General features: G+C 57.1%; 18 protein-coding genes and 1 tRNA gene. 10 read left to right on the top strand and 9 right to left on the bottom strand.

Going from position 1 to position 16,995, the window contains the following annotated elements:
* Positions 1-64 precede the first annotated feature (64 nt).
* Both tnpB and tnpC read left to right on the top strand, forming a co-directional pair.
* On the top strand, positions 65-421 hold the full coding sequence (tnpB, locus tag ACFW0B_RS18065; protein ID WP_449150380.1) for an IS66 family insertion sequence element accessory protein TnpB: 357 nt from the start codon (positions 65-67) through the stop codon (positions 419-421).
* Between the two features lie 19 nt (positions 422-440).
* Positions 441-1,946 carry an IS66 family transposase gene (tnpC, locus tag ACFW0B_RS18060; RefSeq protein WP_449150379.1) on the top strand — a complete coding sequence of 502 codons (1,506 nt, stop codon included), beginning with the start codon at positions 441-443 and terminating at the stop codon, positions 1,944-1,946.
* 350 nt (positions 1,947-2,296) lie between these two features.
* On the opposite strand, the gene ACFW0B_RS18055 is transcribed toward tnpC, so the two are convergent.
* From ACFW0B_RS18055 to ACFW0B_RS18045, 3 genes are all read right to left on the bottom strand, one after another.
* Positions 2,297-4,345 (bottom strand): hypothetical protein, encoded by a 2,049-nt coding sequence (locus tag ACFW0B_RS18055; protein ID WP_449150378.1) that lies wholly within the window; start codon positions 4,343-4,345, stop codon positions 2,297-2,299.
* Positions 4,346-4,471: 126 nt separating this feature from the next.
* On the bottom strand, positions 4,472-6,313 hold the full coding sequence (locus ACFW0B_RS18050) for an NACHT domain-containing protein (protein WP_449150377.1): 1,842 nt from the start codon (positions 6,311-6,313) through the stop codon (positions 4,472-4,474).
* A 206-nt stretch (positions 6,314-6,519) separates the two neighbouring features.
* Positions 6,520-6,693, bottom strand: a complete 174-nt coding sequence (locus tag ACFW0B_RS18045) for a hypothetical protein (protein WP_449150376.1) — start codon at positions 6,691-6,693, stop codon at positions 6,520-6,522.
* A 40-nt stretch (positions 6,694-6,733) separates the two neighbouring features.
* Between ACFW0B_RS18045 and ACFW0B_RS18040 the strand changes: the two genes are divergently transcribed.
* From ACFW0B_RS18040 to ACFW0B_RS18015, 6 genes are all read left to right on the top strand, one after another.
* Complete coding sequence (locus ACFW0B_RS18040; RefSeq protein WP_449150375.1) at positions 6,734-6,940, top strand: hypothetical protein; 207 nt, start codon at positions 6,734-6,736, stop codon at positions 6,938-6,940.
* 470 nt (positions 6,941-7,410) lie between these two features.
* A complete protein-coding gene (locus ACFW0B_RS18035) occupies positions 7,411-7,626 on the top strand; it encodes a MerR family transcriptional regulator (RefSeq protein ID WP_120654973.1) in 216 nt (71 codons plus the stop codon).
* The gene (locus ACFW0B_RS18030) at positions 7,623-7,871 is read left to right on the top strand and encodes a DNA-binding protein (RefSeq protein ID WP_449150374.1); all 249 of its coding nucleotides are present in this window, start codon (positions 7,623-7,625) and stop codon (positions 7,869-7,871) included. Before ACFW0B_RS18035 ends, ACFW0B_RS18030 begins: the two co-directional genes overlap by 4 nt.
* On the top strand, positions 7,864-8,247 hold the full coding sequence (locus tag ACFW0B_RS18025) for a hypothetical protein (protein ID WP_449150373.1): 384 nt from the start codon (positions 7,864-7,866) through the stop codon (positions 8,245-8,247). The genes ACFW0B_RS18030 and ACFW0B_RS18025 overlap by 8 nt, the downstream gene beginning before the upstream one ends.
* A gap of 468 nt (positions 8,248-8,715) precedes the next feature.
* On the top strand, positions 8,716-9,999 hold the full coding sequence (locus ACFW0B_RS18020; protein WP_449150372.1) for a hypothetical protein: 1,284 nt from the start codon (positions 8,716-8,718) through the stop codon (positions 9,997-9,999).
* Positions 9,999-11,030: a phage integrase gene (locus ACFW0B_RS18015; protein ID WP_449150371.1), complete on the top strand. Its 1,032-nt coding sequence runs from the start codon at positions 9,999-10,001 to the stop codon at positions 11,028-11,030. Before ACFW0B_RS18020 ends, ACFW0B_RS18015 begins: the two co-directional genes overlap by 1 nt.
* 36 nt (positions 11,031-11,066) lie before the next feature.
* On the opposite strand, the gene ACFW0B_RS18010 is transcribed toward ACFW0B_RS18015, so the two are convergent.
* From ACFW0B_RS18010 to dapA, 4 genes are all read right to left on the bottom strand, one after another.
* Positions 11,067-11,156: transfer RNA gene (locus tag ACFW0B_RS18010), tRNA-Ser, on the bottom strand.
* Between the two features lie 160 nt (positions 11,157-11,316).
* Positions 11,317-12,186: a phosphoribosylaminoimidazolesuccinocarboxamide synthase gene (locus tag ACFW0B_RS18005; protein ID WP_449150370.1), complete on the bottom strand. Its 870-nt coding sequence runs from the start codon at positions 12,184-12,186 to the stop codon at positions 11,317-11,319.
* A gap of 95 nt (positions 12,187-12,281) precedes the next feature.
* Complete coding sequence (bamC, locus tag ACFW0B_RS18000) at positions 12,282-13,400, bottom strand: outer membrane protein assembly factor BamC (protein WP_449150369.1); 1,119 nt, start codon at positions 13,398-13,400, stop codon at positions 12,282-12,284.
* Positions 13,401-13,419: 19 nt separating this feature from the next.
* Entirely contained in the window at positions 13,420-14,298 is an 879-nt protein-coding gene (gene dapA / locus ACFW0B_RS17995; protein ID WP_449150368.1) for a 4-hydroxy-tetrahydrodipicolinate synthase, read from the bottom strand.
* Between the two features lie 178 nt (positions 14,299-14,476).
* Here dapA and ACFW0B_RS17990 point away from each other — a divergent pair, with 178 nt between their 5' ends.
* Together ACFW0B_RS17990 and ACFW0B_RS17985 are read left to right on the top strand one after the other, a co-directional pair.
* Positions 14,477-15,034 (top strand): glycine cleavage system transcriptional repressor, encoded by a 558-nt coding sequence (locus ACFW0B_RS17990; protein ID WP_449150367.1) that lies wholly within the window; start codon positions 14,477-14,479, stop codon positions 15,032-15,034.
* Positions 15,035-15,047: 13 nt separating this feature from the next.
* Positions 15,048-15,521, top strand: coding sequence for a peroxiredoxin (locus ACFW0B_RS17985; protein ID WP_449150366.1), 474 nt, complete (start codon positions 15,048-15,050; stop codon positions 15,519-15,521).
* Between the two features lie 71 nt (positions 15,522-15,592).
* Here ACFW0B_RS17985 and ACFW0B_RS17980 read toward each other — a convergent pair whose 3' ends face one another.
* Positions 15,593-16,666 carry an AI-2E family transporter gene (locus ACFW0B_RS17980; RefSeq protein ID WP_449150365.1) on the bottom strand — a complete coding sequence of 358 codons (1,074 nt, stop codon included), beginning with the start codon at positions 16,664-16,666 and terminating at the stop codon, positions 15,593-15,595.
* Between the two features lie 37 nt (positions 16,667-16,703).
* The gene (locus ACFW0B_RS17975; protein WP_449150364.1) at positions 16,704-16,955 is read right to left on the bottom strand and encodes a sulfurtransferase TusA family protein; all 252 of its coding nucleotides are present in this window, start codon (positions 16,953-16,955) and stop codon (positions 16,704-16,706) included.
* Between the last annotated feature and the right edge of the window lie 40 nt (positions 16,956-16,995).

Raw genomic sequence — 16,995 nt, 5'->3', positions numbered from 1 at the left:
CCACCTTCAACTGAACTGTCCGCTTGCGGATGCTGGGCACCCGTTTTCCCAGTGGAGCCCCGTCATGATGCGTCCGAACGCCAAGGTCAAAGCCGTCTATCTCTATCCGAAGCCAGTGGACTTCCGGAAATCCATCGATGGCCTGGCGGCCCTGGTGGAGCTGGATATCAAGGTGGCCGTGTTCGACCCGGTGTTGTTCGTCTTCCTCAACAAAACCCGCAACCGGGTGAAAATCCTCTACTGGGAACGCAACGGCTTCTGTCTGTGGCTCAAGCGTCTGCAGGCCGAGCGTTTCAAGACCAAGCGCGATGCTGACGGGCCCATCGTGTTGACGGTGCGGGAACTGAATCAGCTGCTGGCCGGTTTCGACCTCTGGGGGAACCAGCCACACAAGGTACTGACCCCGCGTTTTGTGAGCTGAGCCGGTATAATCCGGCGCCATGAAATCCGGCGCTGACTCCCTTCCCGACGATCCCGTCCTGCTCAAGGCCCTGGTTCTGCAATTGCAGGAGCAGGTCGCCCTGCTGCGCCACAAGCTGTTCTCGCCCAAGTCCGAGCGCAGCCTCGAGGATGCCGACTCCCCGCAACTGGCCATGTTCAACGAGGCTGAAGAGCTGCTCGAAGAACCTGCCGGCGGATCAGGTGAGGCCGAAGCCGAAGAGGTTGTTGCCCCGGTGAAGCGCCGCGGCAAGCGCAAGCCGCTGCCGGCCAATCTGCCGCGCGTGGAGATCATCCACGAACTGCCTGAGCACGAGCGCACCTGTGCCTGCGGCGCCTGTAAGCAGGTGATCGGCGAAGAGACCAGCGAGCAGTTGGAGATCATCCCGATGCAGGTACGGGTGATCCGCCATATCCGCAAAACCTATGCCTGCAAGGCCTGCGAAGCCGCCCCGGTCACCGCTGACAAACCGGCGCAACTGATCGAGAAAAGCCTGGCCAGCCCTAGCGTGCTGGCCATGCTGCTGACCACCAAGTACGCCGATGGCATCCCGCTGTACCGCTTCGAGAAGATGCTCGACCGCCATGGCATCGACATCCCGCGCCAGACCCTGGCGCGCTGGGTGATCCAGTGCGGCGAGCAGCTACAACCGCTGCTCAACCTGTTGCGCGACCAGTTGCTCGGCTACCCGGTACTGCACTGCGACGAAACCCGCCTGCAGGTGCTGCACGAGCCGGGTCGCGATCCCAGCGCGCAGTCCTGGATGTGGGTGCAAAGCGGTGGGCCACCGGACAGACCGGTGATCCTCTTCGACTACACCACCAGCCGTGCGCAGGAGGTGCCGCTGCGCCTGCTCGACGGCTATCGCGGCTACCTGATGACCGACGACTACGCCGGCTACAACGCCGTGGCCGCGCAAGACGGTATCGAACGCCTGGCCTGCTGGGCCCATGCCCGCCGCAAGTTCGTCGACGCGCAGAAAGTGCAGCCCAAGGGCAAGATCGGACGCGCCGACATGGCCTTGAACCTGATCAACAAGCTCTATGGCATCGAGCGCGATCAGAAGGACAGCGGCGACCTGGAACGCCATGCCGTACGCCAGCAGCGCAGCTTGCCGATCCTGGAACAGCTCAAGGCCTGGCTGGACAAGACCCAGCCGCAGGTCACCGCGCAGAACGCCCTGGGCAAGGCGGTGAACTACCTGGCCAGCAACTGGAGCAGGCTCGTGCGCTATGTCGAAGGCGGGCATCTGCCCATCGACAATAACCGTGCCGAGAACGCCATTCGCCCCTTCGTGATCGGCCGCAAGAATTGGCTATTCAGCGACACGCCCAAAGGCGCCACCGCCAGCGCGCAGATCTACAGCCTGATCGAAACCGCCAAGGCCAACGGGCAGGAGCCCTATGCTTGCCTGCGTTATGTGCTGGAGCGCCTGCCGATCGCCAACAGCGTCGAGGCTATTGAAGCGCTGTTGCCGTGGAACTGCCCGCCGACAAGAGCATCCTGATCACGGCAACTCGTCAAAGGAAGACAGGGTTTATGGAGCGGATACAATGAAAAAGCCCCAGAGATTTGAATCTCTGGGGCTTTTTGAATATGGCGGGAAGATAGGGATTTGAATCATCCCGAGGGCTGGCTCAGTGCGTCGCAGCCCTGCTCAGTTCGAGCTTTCCAGCGATTCTCAGGTGTCGATGTTCGACAGTTTGTGCCTGTGATTTCGACAGTTTTTCGACACCTGCCGGCGGAACCAGGTGCGAATGTTCTTAGGCCAGCCGAGCCAATTTAGAATAGAAAAAGGGGCGCCTAAGCGCCCAAATCAAAACTTCAGAAAACTAACTATTCAATCCGTCAAATCCATCAAAAAACAATACCAAACTCCGTTATTATCTCACGCGCACCTTCTTTTTCTTTAAGTGGAAATGCATGACTCCGACTAACGTATTCACTAGCCGAAACATCTCTGTGCTTAAGACGACTGTAAATGACCCGGTAAGAATCCTCAAAAACGTAAGGAAGATACATCGGAGAAAGTTCAAAACTCTCCTTTGAGTCCTGTATTTGCGGAGGACTTTTAAGATATTTCTCAATTACTTGTTGAGAGTCATCAAACCCATCATAAATTTCAAACCACATAACATGATCAAAGCCAGTCTTATTGACCGGCACACTTACAAGAGGAACAACATTGCTTCTAAAGAAACCAGACAGAATAGACTCATCAACAACCGGAACATCTAGAACCGGAAACCCTACGTGCATTTTATTGCTAGATAGCACAAGCGGAACCACATTATACTCCCTTCCACTCCACTTCCAGCCAAGCGCACCAAACACCAACTCCAAATTATCCTTCACAAAACCAGCCTTCCGTTTAGCTTGTTTTGCCGCCCCCACTAGGATATCTAGAGTTCTAAAGTAGGAAATAGGAGAATCAGTAGTAACAATAGACTTCGCCTCACCAACCAATATCACATCGCCAAACCTAAAAATAAAATCAATTTCTTCTTCCGCAGGTTTTGCAACAGACTTTCCTTTTAACTTTATGCGTCTTGATGCCGGCCCATCAACATCATTAAATACCTCACTATCCCGAACAGCATCACCTACTAACTCGCACACTCGGCTTTCGTAGGTGGCGCCCTTCTCGCTAAGTTTCAAATCCAGTTCAGCCAACCAGTTCTCTACTACTCTCATGAGAACAGCGTCTGCCATTGCCCCAAGGATAACGTAATAATCGTCACCACCACCATGCACTATAGGATGGCACCAAAGGTCCTGCTTATTGATTTTGCTGAAAACAATAAAATCAAATATTTCATAAACCTTATCAGCAGCCAGTTCGGTGGCTTGAATTAACGCCAAGCACAATCTATTTTTATTTATCTTAACATTGTATTCCCGCAGTTTCCCGGGGGACATGCATTCACTATCTTGAGGCAACTTATCTTTGAGCTGAACGGCAAGCAGCCTTAAGTGACGAAACACTTGAATCAGCTCCACGACCGTAAAACCTGATTTTCCGTGCGCAGCCAAGAGCAGGCTCTCTGGAATACTTCTCAGCACAGTTTCAAAACTAGAAAAGTATTCCGAGTTCTTAAAAATCAAATCTTTTGAGGCATCACCTATCTTCGACACACTATAATTTTTTGTCTTTCCAGAACCTTCAGGAACCACATACAAAGTTTTATTAAACTGCGTATAAAAACCTGGATCAGCCGCTCGAATTGCCGCTTGAGTTTCGAGCTTCATTCGCCGCTTTTGACTTATCTCGTAGGCTATTTCAGGCTCACTTGAAGATTGCCGCACCTCAACAAATTTTCCATCTTTCAGCTCAAACTCATAGCCGCCCCACAAGAGAGCTTGCCAGTAATTCTCATACAACCCATACAATTGCGAAAGATAGGACTCAGCCTTAACGAACTCCAATTCATCAATAGGGCTTCTACCTTTATTTATATAATTTCCCGCAATGGCCTTCTTGTATGTAAAGCCAATGGCCTTATGGAGGCCGTCAATATTTACAGTAGCAGCCTCATCTATCGTAATTTCATTCCCGCCAGCATTATTCTTTGTTGAAAAACTATGAACATTTACCCTCCCATCACCTAGAGACCAGGTATCAGGAGATGAAATAATACTCCAGTCTCTGTTACAAACACCGCAGTATAGCTCCAAAAGCCTTTTCGGCTTTATTCCCGGCGAACTTTCTTCGTAGAGTTCATGCAACTTCTGGCGAACCTCACTCAGAAGTGTGTAAAAAACTATACCTGCCTCATACAGCTCGCTATCACTGGAATCTTTATCGGTGGTTTCATCCCACTTCTTCTTCCACGTATCCAAGCTAAACTTGTCATTTATTGGTTGAGCAATCTTTTTTTGACGTACAGCTTCCTTAAAAGAACCCACTAAAAACTCCTATTTACCAGAAACAACAAATACACAGAAATAATAGACAATATTATTTTTCTCACCCTAAAAACAATTTACCAATCGAATTAGAGCAATTAAATAAACCTTACCTTCCTTTTAAAGTCACCTTCCTCCAAGTATAAGCGCGGTCAAGTCACTCTCTTTCTTGCTATGCTTCCGTTCCAAAGACTTCAACTTAATTCTTGCATACTGCAAATAATAAAATGCAATCTTCCAGCAGCCTGAGTTCAAGATTCTAACCTTAGTTTCCTTCCTAATCTTTGCTAGATTCTTAAGATTTACGCCCTCCCCTGTTTCTTCAACGAGGTCTTTTTCGATCAACTCTTTTTCGTAGAAAATCTCAAGTTCTGACTTATCCTTACTCTTTTTGGCATACAACCTAGAGAACTCCTTACTCCAGATCCTGCTAAGAAGATGAAAAAAATGAGGATGGCTATTTTTAGTTCTATACAGTGTAAAAGCTATTCCAGGCTCATCATCATCATCACTGTAGTGAAGAGTTATATTGCTATAAAGGCGCTTCAGCATCTCCAGCCTTCCTAAAGGAGACTCCGGGATACTGGAAAGCTCCTCAATAAAAGACTTAAGCCTAGGCATTATCCAAACGCGCTCTACTAAATCGCTGTTTATATCGTAAGCCATAGAAATGACATCATCCCGATCATTCGTAAACGCGATCTTGTCAAAAATATCAAATTGCTTTTCGTTGGGAAAATTAACCAAAAATAAAGCCGTAAAATACTCTTGAAAGGAACGATGTGTAAAAGTAAACCCAACACCATCTCTCTGCATGATACATACACTATCCAAGAGGTCATTTAGGAACGGCTCTGGGTAGGCTTTTATATCACTAATTCTTACCGCATTTCTCAAAAAACCAAGCAACTCCTCCTCATAAAAAAAATACTTCTTCTCAGAATAACTTAGAGCAGAGAATATGGAGAGAATTCGCCTAAACTCATCAAGAGGTAGCCCAGAGAAAGATTTCCTCTTATAAAGAGATTTTAGAGAATCATGCTTATTAAAAAGCGTTAGGAAAGCCTGCTCATAGAACAGATGTATTTTATTTGGAATCTCCGCTATCTGCTCATAAGTAAGGAGCATCATGGTAAGCAACAGCGGCGTACTAGCGAAACTTTTATGCTTGTCATATAGAGACTCATCCAAAGCCGCTAAAAACTTCCGCTTCACAGACCGATCATATTCAAGCTTTCCTATTAAGGACTTAGCCTTCTCCTTATCAAGCCCCAATATCTCGTACTTGTAAAACTCCTCCCAAGACGAAAACCTGCTATCCGGCCGACTAGAGATAACGATCATAATTTCATTATACTTACTAGACAGCCCCAATATCTCCCTCTCGTAAACCTCCCTCTTTCCACTGTCAATTTCATCGAAGCCATCAAATATCAAGAGCATCTTTCCAACTGAAAGAGCATATTCAAACTGCTGCCGAGTAAAAGTTGGCTCAATCTCTGCCAGAGCCTTAATTATGTAGTCAACCAAGGAAGAATTTTGGTCTGTATTCAGCTGCCTAAGCTCAACAAAAATCGGCATAACACCGATACTCGATTCGATTATCTCGATGAAAGTACTCTTGCAAAAAGTAGACTTACCTGAGCCAGCGGTGCCGCTAACAATAATTCTCTTATCCTCTTTGATTCGATTCAAAAACTCCCTCTCTTCTACTACCCTCCCTCCTATACCCAGGTCAGTCCTAACGTAGAATTCCTTGATACTTACAGGACGCTCCCGATAAAGCAGAGTTTTTGTCTTTGAGTATCGCTCATGACTTCTCTCCAAGTATTTTTGTAAGCATAAATTCAAATTCACCTTTAACTTCGACAGCGCGTCCCTACCTAACCCATGCACACCAGCAACTATCTCTTTAGTAAAATCTCTGACAAGGTCTGCCGTCACTGCATTAATATCTAGATTTTCCATTTCTCACGCCCCTACCATCGGTACTACCAACTTACAAAATACTCAGAAATGTCTTTTGCAACTCAATTCACGCTAGCCGTATGATCTTCTACCTGCATCCCTGGCTATAATATATAGCATTGCTTCATTTACTTGGCCCAATGAAGTTTCACTCCATTACCGACCGCAGATTACTATTTCAGGCCAAAACTTCCGAGCCAATCCATTTAATTATCCCCCCCTGATAAAGTGCTCCCCTCGCCTTTTGCAGGCCAAAAGGCATTGAATAAAGGCGAACTGCCACTTTTGAAGGTAATAGGCAACTCAATCTCGTTCAACGGCTTTCTCATTTTCCTCGAGGAAATTTCTGATCCTTCATGCTCGGCAGAACGTGCTTTCATCACTGTGCTCTCCTCTCCAAGAACGCACGAGGAGAACCCTATGCAAATCCACGAAGGCGAATGTCGGAAGGGTGATGTTCTGTCGCTGAACATCCTGGAAGGCAGGGCGAGTGAGGAGCTGATGCGGTTGCTGCTCACTCACGGGATAGAGATCGAGGTTGCGGCGATTGAAGACAATGCGGTGCGGCTGATTATTCGGGCGCCCGCGAAGATGTTGATCGTTGAGGAGTTGATTGCTCCGCCGTGAGGTGGCGGAGCGAGGTGAGTTCAAGCGGTCCTGGACCGCCGGGAGAACCAGCGGTCCGCTACTGTGGCGGTGATTGCTAACCCGCGTTCGGAGTTGGCAAGTTTGAATGGGCTTCGTCGTATGCAGGACTTGTCTGGCCTGCTTCAGGTGCAACCTCCCCGCTAGCCAGCCACAAGGCGTACTGCGGGTACATCTTCACGAGCACGCCGATCTCCTCTGTGCTCATTCTGATTGCTCCCTTGCTGATGTTCTTCCATCGCTCGTGATTGGTCTCGCCAAGCAAGCTGAGCTTCTTGGGTCCGGCCATCCGGATCAATAGAACCGCTCTATCTCGTATCTCGTCCATAGTCACAAATACTAATCGAGGCAGTATTTACTCCCATAATGCATTGAGAGTAACCTTTGCCCCGGAGTAAATACTGCCCCTGCATGGGCATTCGCTAATAGCCACGAATAGTGACGGAACGAGCATGGAACTGGAAGAGCTCTCCCCGACCAACCTGGTCGGCCCGCAACAGGACGTAGAACCCATCGCCGCCTGGGCAGATCGCAACGGTGTCACCTGCGACACCGCTCGCGCCTGGGTGTATCGGGGAATCATCCCCTCGGTGAAGCTCGGCAAGCTGCGCATGGTGAACTGCGCCCTGCTCCGCCAATGGCTTCTGGAACAGGAGTGGACCGCATGAACGGCAACAACCAATCCCTCAACCTCAACAACCTGCCCGCTGGCCACTACGAAGCGGTGTGCAGCCCGGAAGCCTTCGCCGAGATGTGCGGCGTGTCTGACGACACCGTGATGGGCTGGATCAAGACCGGCACCGTCCCCGCCGTGCGAATGAAGGGCGCCCAGCTGGTGAACCTTGAGCGCCTGTGCCAGGACCTGGAGCAAGGCAAGGACCAGTTCGATGAGGGGGATTACGCCAATGACTAGCCAGCCCCTCGCCCTGAACGCCGCTACCGCCACTTCCTTGATTGGCCAGACCGTGATGATGGAGCTGGTCCTGGAAGACGAGCCCGAATCCCTCTGGCGCTGCTTCCACATCGTCGGGCTGGTAGCGCCGATACCGGGCCTCGTGAAAGAAGGCCACTTCCTGTGCTTCAACGCGCTCCAGGAAGAGCAGTTCCCGAACGAGATCTTCTGGTCGGATATCCGCACCCTGACCACGCTGCACCGCCGCCCGCTGGAAGGCTCCGACCAGCTCCCGCCCGCGCTCGGCGGCCTGATCCGGTCAGGGGCCGCGCTCCCGGCTCGTCGGAACAGCTCCACCGTTCCGGCGAACGGAAGCACGGGCGCAGCGCACCCTTGACCGCACTCCTGCCCGAACAGCCTCGGCTGGGGAGTGTGGGGCAGCTTTTCCGCCCCTCGCTCCCGAGCCCTCGGCGGCAAGAGCGGGATGACAAGGGCGGCGCCCTTGGTGTTTACAGGGCCCCGCTCTGCGCACTGGCCCTCTTCGCCGCACTGGCTTCACTGTCCCGCCTGCAGTTCCAGGACCCGCCCCCTCCGCTCGAAGCCCTACTGCTCCCCTGCATCCTGGAAGCAGATTCCCCCTCCCCTTCCGCGCACCTCGCTACCTCGATTGCTTGTGAAACCTCGCGCGTTCGCACGTTTTGCACGGATACGCGCGCAGCGCGTACCGCGCAAACGCGCGAGCGCGAGAGCGCCGCTGCTTGCGGGTGGAGCCCGCGCCCGGGAGGCCGGCAGGACGTCCCTGTAGCACGTCCTATCAATGGCTTAACGCCGTTTCAATTCGTGTCATTTCATGGAGTTTGACGACATGAGAAAAGCCGTAGACCAGATTCGCGTCGATTTGCAGACCGGCCAGGAGTGCCGGAACTCCCGTCTGTTCTTCGACCCGAAGGCAGCCCGGATGACCAACCTGTCGAAGGTCCGCCTGTTGGGCTGTCGCGTCGACACCGTGCGCCAGTTGTACCGGGGCATGGTCCGCCCCGAGGTGCTGGCCCTGTTCGAGGAAAGCGGTCTGGTCAGCTTTGCCGGCCACCAGTGGCATGCCGGGCGCGTCAGCCGGGATTCCGGCTACCAGTACAAGCTGCAGAACAACGACCTGGGCTTTGTGCTGCTGCTGAAGAACTTCAACGTGAAGGCCGATGTGATCGGCGCGCACATGAAGATCGAGGTCAGCCCGCATGCCATCCAGTCGAGCCCGCCCGACGTGCTTCAGGAGTGGATGGACCGCTTCGCCACGGCCGCCCTGCAATGCATGGAGGCCAACCAGTGCGCCGTCCACCTCGCGCTGGACGTACAAGGCTGGCAACCCCCGAAGGACCTGATGGACCGTCTGCTCTGCCGGGCCCGGACTCGTCGCAGCATCACCGGCATCAACGAAGTGTTCTACGACGGGGAAGCCGTCTCCTACGGCAATGGCCAGTCCTTCCTGTTCGGCTCCGCCTCGGGCATGCAGCTCGCGATCTACAACAAGACCCTGCAGGCCTACAGCATCGACAAGCTCGATTACTGGCAGTCGGTCTGGAAGACCATGGACAACCCCTTCGCCCCCGACGACGACCAGAACTACGACGCCAAGGCCCCAGTGTGGCGGGTGGAGCTGCGCTTCCACCACTCCATCGTCCAGCAGTTTGCCGACGGCTCGGCCAGCATGGACACCGGCGCCATGATCGACAGCCGCACCTACCGAGACCTCGCCCCGCACCTGGACGGGCTGTTCCAGTACGGCCTGGAATCCTTCCGCCTGTGCTCCAGCAAAGGCGTGTTCGATGCCTTCTGGACCCTGCTGCGCCAGGACACCAAAGTCTCCGTGCCAGCCGTCTCACTCGCTGGGCGTACCCACTACAAGCGCCACTACAAGACCTCGCAGGGCTTCTCCGGGAAGAACGTGGATCTGTTCATCGGCAACTTCATCAGCCTGGTCGCCCGTGAGCGGGTGGGGGCAAAAAAGGCCTTTGCCAGCCTCCGCAACTGGGAGTGCTGGCCGGTGATCCGTGACCACTACGCCCACAAGGGCATGGATGAACGGGCCCTCTACAAGCGCATCAAACAGCTCCTGGAGGAACGCGTCGTCCGATGGGGGCGTGCGGTCTGATGGCCATCGAGCAACTGCCGGATGGCCGCTGGAAAGTCGATACGGAGCCCATCAAGGGCAAACGCTTCCGCAAGACGGTGAAGACCAAGGGTGAGGCGCAGCGCTTCGAAGCCGTCTGCCGGGCCAAATGCATTGGCACCCCGGACTGGTCGCCCCGCCCCAAGGACAAACGCAGGCTCCTGGACCTGATCGACCGCTGGGCCGTGCTGCATGCCCACACTCTGGCGGATGGGGAAGCACGGCGACGCCTGCTCGACTCCATGGCCAAGGACCTGGGCAACCCGATTGCAGTGCGGATGACGGGCAAGGATTACGCGGAGTACCGCGCCTCAATGCTCAAGAAGGGGGCGAATCCGAAGACGCTGAACAACCGGCTCGCCTACCTGCGTGCGGTGTTCAACGTGCTGTTCCAGCTGGAAGAGATCGACTACCCCAACCCGCTTGCCCGGGTACGCCCGCTGCGCCTGCAGGAACGGGAGTTGGCCTATCTGAACGATGACCAGGTCCAACAACTCTTCGCAGTTATCCACAAGCGCTGCAAGACGCCTCACGTCGCCATGATCGCCGCGATCTGCCTGGCTACGGGCGCTCGATGGGGCGAAGCGCAGGCGCTGACTCCGTACCAGGTCAAGGATGGGCGCGTGCTGTTCGTGAACACCAAGGGGAAGCGAACCCGCTCGGTGCCGATCGATCCCGTCCTGGAGCAACGCATCCTGGATCACTTCAAGCAACACGGCCTGTTCTCGAAGTGCCTCAACAGCTTCGACCAGACCCTGGGCGTGTCCGGCATACCAATTCCTGCAGGGCAGTCATCACACGTGCTGCGGCATACCTTCGCCAGCCACTTCATCATGAACGGCGGGAATCTACTGACCCTGCAGAAGATCCTGGGCCACACGACAGTGGCGATGACGATGCGCTATGCGCACCTGGCGCCGGATCACCTGCAGGATGCCGTGCGGCTTGGCCCGGTCGCAGACTTTCGACACTTCTTCGACAGTTGGCAGAAGCCAGAAAGCAAAAACCCCTGAAACTCTAAGAATTTCAGGGGTTTAGGCTTTTGAATATGGCGGGAAGATAGGGATTTGAACCCTAGGTGCCATTGCTGACACAACGGATTTCGAATCCGTCCCGTTCGGCCACTCCGGCATCTTCCCGAACGGCGCGCATGATACCAGCTGAAAGGCCATTGGCGAAGCCCGTAGGGGAGATTTTTTCGCGTGGTTTCAGATGGTTGCGGTGCAAGAGGAATCGCTGCGCGATCCCTGGCGAATGGATTCGCCCCTGCGGGGAGGGGCGAATTCCAAGGGGGAGCGATCAGGACGTCAGCTTGGTCAGGGCTTCGCGGTATTTGTCGGCGGTCTTCTGCGCGACTTCGGCGGGCACGGCGGGCGCTGGCGGTTCCTTGTTCCAGCCGGTGGATTCCAGCCAGTCGCGGACGAACTGCTTGTCGAAGCTCGGCGGGTTCTTGCCTTCGACGTAGCTTTCCACCGGCCAGAAGCGGCTGGAGTCGGGGGTCAGCACTTCGTCCATCAGGGTCAGGGTGCCGTCTTCGTCGAGGCCGAATTCGAACTTGGTGTCGGCAATGATGATGCCGCGGCTGGCAGCGTATTCGACGGCGGTGCTGTACAGGGCGATGGCGGTGTCACGGACCTTGGCGGCCAGTTCCTTGCCGATGATGGCTTCGCACTGTTCGAAGGAGATGTTCTCGTCGTGGTCGCCGACGGCGGCCTTGGTCGAGGGAGTGAAGATGGGCTGCGGGAGCTTGGAGGCTTCCTTCAGGCCAGCCGGCAGCTGGATGCCGCAGACGGTGCCGGTCTTCTGGTATTCCTTCCAGCCGGAGCCAACGATGTAGCCGCGCACGATGGCTTCGACGGCTACGGGCTTCAAGCGCTTGGCGACCACGGCGCGGCCTTCCACCAGGGGCAGTTCGGCGGCGGGAACCACGTCTTCGACCTTGTCGCCAGTGAAGTGGTTGGGCACGACGTCCTTGAGCTTGTCGAACCAGAAGTTGGAAATGGCGGTGAGGATCTTGCCCTTGTCGGGAATCGGCTGGTCGAGGATCACGTCGAACGCGGAAAGGCGGTCAGTGGCGACCATCAGCATGCGCTTGTCGTCGATTTCGTAAAGGTCGCGGACCTTACCCGAGTAGATCTTCTTCAGGCTGAGGGTGGTGGGTGTGCTCATGTCGTTTTCCGCCTTTATCAAACGAAACAGGCGAAACCCGGGGGTTTCGCCTTGTTGTTTCCACGATCCGCCGCAGTGCGGCGTGCCGCTTGCTCTTAGCCGAGATTTTCCTGGATCAGGGTCAGCACGCGGCGCGCCACGTCGGCAGGTGCCACGGTGTTGATGTCCTTCTCCACGGTGACCTGCACGCTGTCGCCGACGCGGGTCAGGCGAACCTGATAGCGCTCGGCGCGGGCTTCGATCTCTTCCTCGCTGGGGTCGCTGCCCCACAGGCTGGCGAAGAAGCCGGGCTTCTCGTCTTTCTTCACGGCGCTTTCGGCGAGGTTGATGTAGTAGACGCCCAGGCTGCGGTTGAGGTCGTCGACGCGAACGTCGGCGGTTTCCAGGGCGCGGCCGACGCTGGACCAGGAACGGTCAAAGTCGGCGCCAAGGCTGAGCATGGGGTTGCCGCTGCCGTCTTCGGACAGGGACACGCGGCTCGGGGCGTCGAAGTCACGCGCGGCGAGCAGGGACACGGAACCACCCTGTTCGGAGCTGCGCGCCATGCTGGCGAGCATTTCATCCAGCAGTGCAGCTTCCAGGCTCGGGCTGTCGGAACGGCGCGGCCAACCGATGTCGGCGGTGCTGCCGGCCGGACGGGAAGTGGTCAGGACGAAGATTTCGCTGGTATTGCGCTGCACGCCCGGCTCGATGCGCACACGGGCACGGATTTCGCTGTCCGGCTCGATGCCACTGACGCGGCTGCCCAGGCGACGGGCCAGGGGACCGGAGAGCTGGTCGAGGCGCTGCCAGTCGGTGCTGAACTCGCCGGTCTGCGGACGCTCGTCGGCGATGCGGAAGCCGCCGTCCTCGAAGAACTGCCGGGCCACCGGCCAGACTTCGGCCGGTACGCGCTGGGCAACCACCCAACGGGAGTCGCCGCTCTTCTGCAGGCTGTAGTCGCTGACTTCACCCTTGGCCTGGAGGGCCTGCGGGCGCGGTACTTCGAATTCACCTTCGGAACGGCTTTCGGCGACGTTCATCGGCACCGGAAGCAGCGGGTCGAGGCGCTTGGCTTCGACATCCGGCGGGAGTTGCATGGGCGCGGTCTGGCGCGCCTCCAGGTAGTCGCTGCCACGGTCGCGGAAATAGCCTTCCGGCCCCCAGAGCCAGCCGCAACCGCTGGTGCTGGAAATGATCAGGGCGAGTGCGGAGAGTCCGGCCAGTCGCTTCATGCGGATTGTTTCCTTGGAATTAGGCCAGTACACCGGTCTGGCGCATGGCTTGACGCAGAGGCTCGTGGCAACGCGGGCTGAGCCAGGTCAGCGGCAGGCGGATGCCGTCCGGGATCAGGCCCATTTCGTGCAGGGCGAACTTCACGGGGATCGGGTTGGACTCGATGAACAGGGCCTTGTGCAGCGGCATCAGCTTGTCGTTGATGGCGCGGGCGGCTTCGGCCTCGCCACGCATGGCGGCGGCGCAGAGGTCGGCCATGGCGCGCGGAGCGACGTTGGCGGTTACCGAGATGTTGCCCTTGCCGCCCATCAGCATCAGCTCGACGGCGGTGGCGTCGTCACCGGAGTAGACGAGGAAGTCCTTGCTGACACGGTCCAGTACTTCCTGGCCACGCTGCAGGTCGCCGGTGGCTTCCTTGATACCGATGATGTTGCTGATCTTCGACAGGCGCTCGACGGTTTCCGGCAGCATGTCGCACACGGTGCGGCCCGGTACGTTGTAGAGGATCTGCGGAATAGCCACGGCTTCGGCGATGTGGCGGAAGTGCTGGTACAGGCCTTCCTGGGTCGGCTTGTTGTAGTACGGGGTCACCAGCAGGCAGGCATCGGCGCCGACCTTCTTGGCGGCGGCGGTGAGCTCGACCGACTCACGGGTCGAGTTGCCGCCGGTACCGGCGATCACCGGGATGCGGCCATTGACCTGATCGACCACCCGGCGGATCACTTCGACATGCTCGGTGACGTCCAGCGTGGCCGACTCGCCGGTGGTGCCGACGGCGACTATGGCGTTGGTGCCCTCTTGAAGATGGAAGTCAACGAGCTTGGAAAGGCTGTCCCAGTCCAATTGACCCTGCGCATCCATGGGCGTAACCAGTGCCACCATACTGCCCGCAATCATGCAACCGCTCCTGCCGGAAAAAGAGAGCCGTAATGGTACTGTCGGCTCTGGCCTTGCACAAGGTGAACGCAAGCGCCGTCAGGCGGTTGCGGCATTTCCCTCGGCGGCGCTTTTCGCTAACCTTCCCCGTTTGAACAGCGCGGCCCCGGTCGCCCTCCCCTCGTTTTAGGAATGCTGCATGTCCACCACCCCGCCCCGCGAACAATTCCTCTTGATCAGTGCCCTGGGCCGCAACCCGATGGAGCTGACCAACGTACTGTGCCGGGCCAGCCAGGAAAATCGCTGCGCCGTGGTCAGCAGCCGCCTGACCCGCCACGGCGAATTCAGCGCTCTGGTGCTGCAGATCTCCGGCAGCTGGGATGGCCTGGCGCGCCTGGAGTCGAGCGTACCGGCCCTGGCCAAGCGCCATGGCTTCACCGCCAACATGACCCGCAGCCACGCCATGGAGATTCGCCCCCAGGCCCTGCCCTACGTGGCCTATGTCAGCGCCGCCTATCGTCCGGACATCCTCAACGAGCTGTGCCAGTTCTTCATCGACCACCGCGTCGAGCTGGAAAACCTCACCTGCGATACCTACCAGGCCCCGCAGACCGGCAGCACCATGCTCAATGCCACTATCACCGTGACCTTGCCCGCAGGCACCCAGATCAGCTGGCTGCGCGACCAGTTCCTGGATTTCGCCGACGCCCTGAACCTGGATGCCCTGATCGAGCCCTGGCGTCCGCAACACCCTTGAGGAGCCCCGAAACATGGTCGTTTCCCTGAACCAGCCCGTCGCCGATTTCACCGCCCAGGCCACCAGCGGCGTGGAAGTCAGCCTGTCGGCCCTCAAGGGCAAGCAGGTCGTGCTGTATTTCTATCCGAAGGACAGCACCCCCGGCTGCACTACCGAAGGCCAGGGCTTCCGCGATCAGCACCAGGCCTTCCTGGCGGCGAACACCCTGATCTTTGGCGTCTCCCGCGATGGCATGAAGTCCCACGAGAACTTCAAGTGCAAGCAGGAGTTCCCCTTCGAGCTGATCTCCGACAAGGACGAATCCCTCTGCCAGCTGTTCGATGTGATCAAGCTGAAAAAGCTCTACGGCAAGGAATACATGGGCGTTGACCGCAGCACCTTCCTGATCGACGCCGACGGCGTGCTGCGTCAGGAATGGCGCGGGGTGAAGGTCCCAGGCCACGTGGATGCGGTGCTCGCCGCCGCCCAGGCGCTGAACAGGGGCTGATTGCCCGCGAAGGAAAAAGGCCGCGCTTGCGGCCTTTTTCATTTGGTCAGGTACGGGCCTGATCGGCGGGTTCATCCCCCTGCGGACACATTCCCCGGGCCCTCGCGGGGCCAGGCGTCCAGTACAGCCTTGAACAGGGTGGCCAACGGAATGGCGAAGAACACTCCCCAGAAGCCCCAGAGCCCACCGCACAGCAGCACGGCGCAGATGATCGCCACCGGGTGCAGGTTCACCGCCTCGGAGAACAAGAGTGGCACCAGCACATTGCCGTCCAGGGTCTGGATCACGGTGTAGACCACCATCAGGTAGATGAACTGGTCGCTCCAGCCCCACTGGAACAGCGCGATCAGCGCCACCGGCACCGTCACCACCACCGCGCCGATGTAGGGCACCACCACCGAAAGCCCCACCAGCAGGGCCAGCAGCGCCGCGTAATTGAGCCCCAGCCAGACGAACGCCACGTAGGTGACCCCGCCGCAGATGATGATCTCGATCACCTTGCCGCGGATGTAATTGGCGATCTGGATGTTCACCTCGTCCCAGACCTGGGTCATCAAGCCGCGTTCCCTGGGCAGGTAGCCACTGAACCAGCGCCCGATCAGCTCCCGGTCCTTGAGGAAGAAGAACACCAGGATCGGCACCAGCACCAGGTAGATCATGATGTTGACCAGCAGCGGCAGGCTGGAGAGCGAGAAAGTCAGCGCCCACTGGCCGAACTTGGCCACTTCATTGCGAGTGACTTCGATGGCCCTGAGTACCTGCTCGTCGGTCACGACATGGGGGTAGCGCTCGGGCAGGAGCAGCAGCAGCGACTGCCATTCAGCGAGCATGCCGGGCAATTCCTGGAACAGGGCACTGACCTGCTGCCAGAGCAGCGGCAGCAGAACGCCGAGGATCAGCGCCAGGACGCCGATGAAGAGGGTGAAGACGATCCAGACCGCGAAGGTCTGCGGCAGCCGCAAGCGCTCCAGCAGGTTGACCAGCCCCTGCATGAGGAAGGCCAGCACCATGCCCGCCAGCACAGGCGCGAGCATGTTGCCGAGGGTGAGGACAACGGTGAAGCCGAGAACCAGGACCACGGCCAGCACCACGGCTTCTTCATCCGAGAAGTAGCGCTGGATCCAGTCGCGAAGCACCTTGAGCATCAGAGTTCCTTGGATGGCCCGCCAGACGGGCCCTGAGTCAGGCCTTTCGCAGCCAGTAGCGGAATACGCCGTCTTCGACCTCTTCGCGCAGCAACTGGTGCCCGGCCAGCTGCGCGAAGGCACGGAAGTCCCGCTGGGAGCCGGCGTCGGTGGCAATCACCTTGAGCACCGCGCCGCTGGGCAGCCGGTTGAGTTCGAGCTTGGCCTTGAGCAGCGGCAAGGGGCAATTGAAGCCGCTGGCATCCAGCTCGACGTCGAAGGCTTCGGCTCGACTGGCGGTGTCAGTCATGGTGATTCTCCGGGAAAGGTGCCTGGCGGCTCGCTCGGGA

The organism is Metapseudomonas phytobenefica (genome assembly GCF_043392685.1).
GTDB lineage: Bacteria > Pseudomonadota > Gammaproteobacteria > Pseudomonadales > Pseudomonadaceae > Metapseudomonas.
The sequence above is the reverse complement of the archived record's forward strand: the minus strand, read 5'-3'. Positions and strand labels throughout refer to the sequence as shown.

Bases quoted from the DNA above. Each gene is read 5' to 3' on its own strand.
- ACFW0B_RS18025 (WP_449150373.1), top strand. From the start codon at position 7,864: ATGACTAGCCAGCCCCTCGCCCTGAACGCCGCTACCGCCACTTCCTTG.
- ACFW0B_RS18045 (WP_449150376.1), bottom strand. From the start codon at position 6,693: ATGAAAGCACGTTCTGCCGAGCATGAAGGATCAGAAATTTCCTCGAGG.
- ACFW0B_RS17980 (WP_449150365.1), bottom strand. From the start codon at position 16,666: ATGCTCAAGGTGCTTCGCGACTGGATCCAGCGCTACTTCTCGGATGAA.
- bamC (WP_449150369.1), bottom strand. From the start codon at position 13,400: ATGAAGCGACTGGCCGGACTCTCCGCACTCGCCCTGATCATTTCCAGC.
- dapA (WP_449150368.1), bottom strand. From the start codon at position 14,298: ATGATTGCGGGCAGTATGGTGGCACTGGTTACGCCCATGGATGCGCAG.
- ACFW0B_RS17990 (WP_449150367.1), top strand. From the start codon at position 14,477: ATGTCCACCACCCCGCCCCGCGAACAATTCCTCTTGATCAGTGCCCTG.
- ACFW0B_RS18035 (WP_120654973.1), top strand. From the start codon at position 7,411: ATGGAACTGGAAGAGCTCTCCCCGACCAACCTGGTCGGCCCGCAACAG.
- tnpB (WP_449150380.1), top strand. From the start codon at position 65: ATGATGCGTCCGAACGCCAAGGTCAAAGCCGTCTATCTCTATCCGAAG.
- ACFW0B_RS18050 (WP_449150377.1), bottom strand. From the start codon at position 6,313: ATGGAAAATCTAGATATTAATGCAGTGACGGCAGACCTTGTCAGAGAT.
- ACFW0B_RS17975 (WP_449150364.1), bottom strand. From the start codon at position 16,955: ATGACTGACACCGCCAGTCGAGCCGAAGCCTTCGACGTCGAGCTGGAT.
- ACFW0B_RS17985 (WP_449150366.1), top strand. From the start codon at position 15,048: ATGGTCGTTTCCCTGAACCAGCCCGTCGCCGATTTCACCGCCCAGGCC.
- tnpC (WP_449150379.1), top strand. From the start codon at position 441: ATGAAATCCGGCGCTGACTCCCTTCCCGACGATCCCGTCCTGCTCAAG.
- ACFW0B_RS18005 (WP_449150370.1), bottom strand. From the start codon at position 12,186: ATGAGCACACCCACCACCCTCAGCCTGAAGAAGATCTACTCGGGTAAG.
- ACFW0B_RS18040 (WP_449150375.1), top strand. From the start codon at position 6,734: ATGCAAATCCACGAAGGCGAATGTCGGAAGGGTGATGTTCTGTCGCTG.
- ACFW0B_RS18015 (WP_449150371.1), top strand. From the start codon at position 9,999: ATGGCCATCGAGCAACTGCCGGATGGCCGCTGGAAAGTCGATACGGAG.
- ACFW0B_RS18020 (WP_449150372.1), top strand. From the start codon at position 8,716: ATGAGAAAAGCCGTAGACCAGATTCGCGTCGATTTGCAGACCGGCCAG.
- ACFW0B_RS18030 (WP_449150374.1), top strand. From the start codon at position 7,623: ATGAACGGCAACAACCAATCCCTCAACCTCAACAACCTGCCCGCTGGC.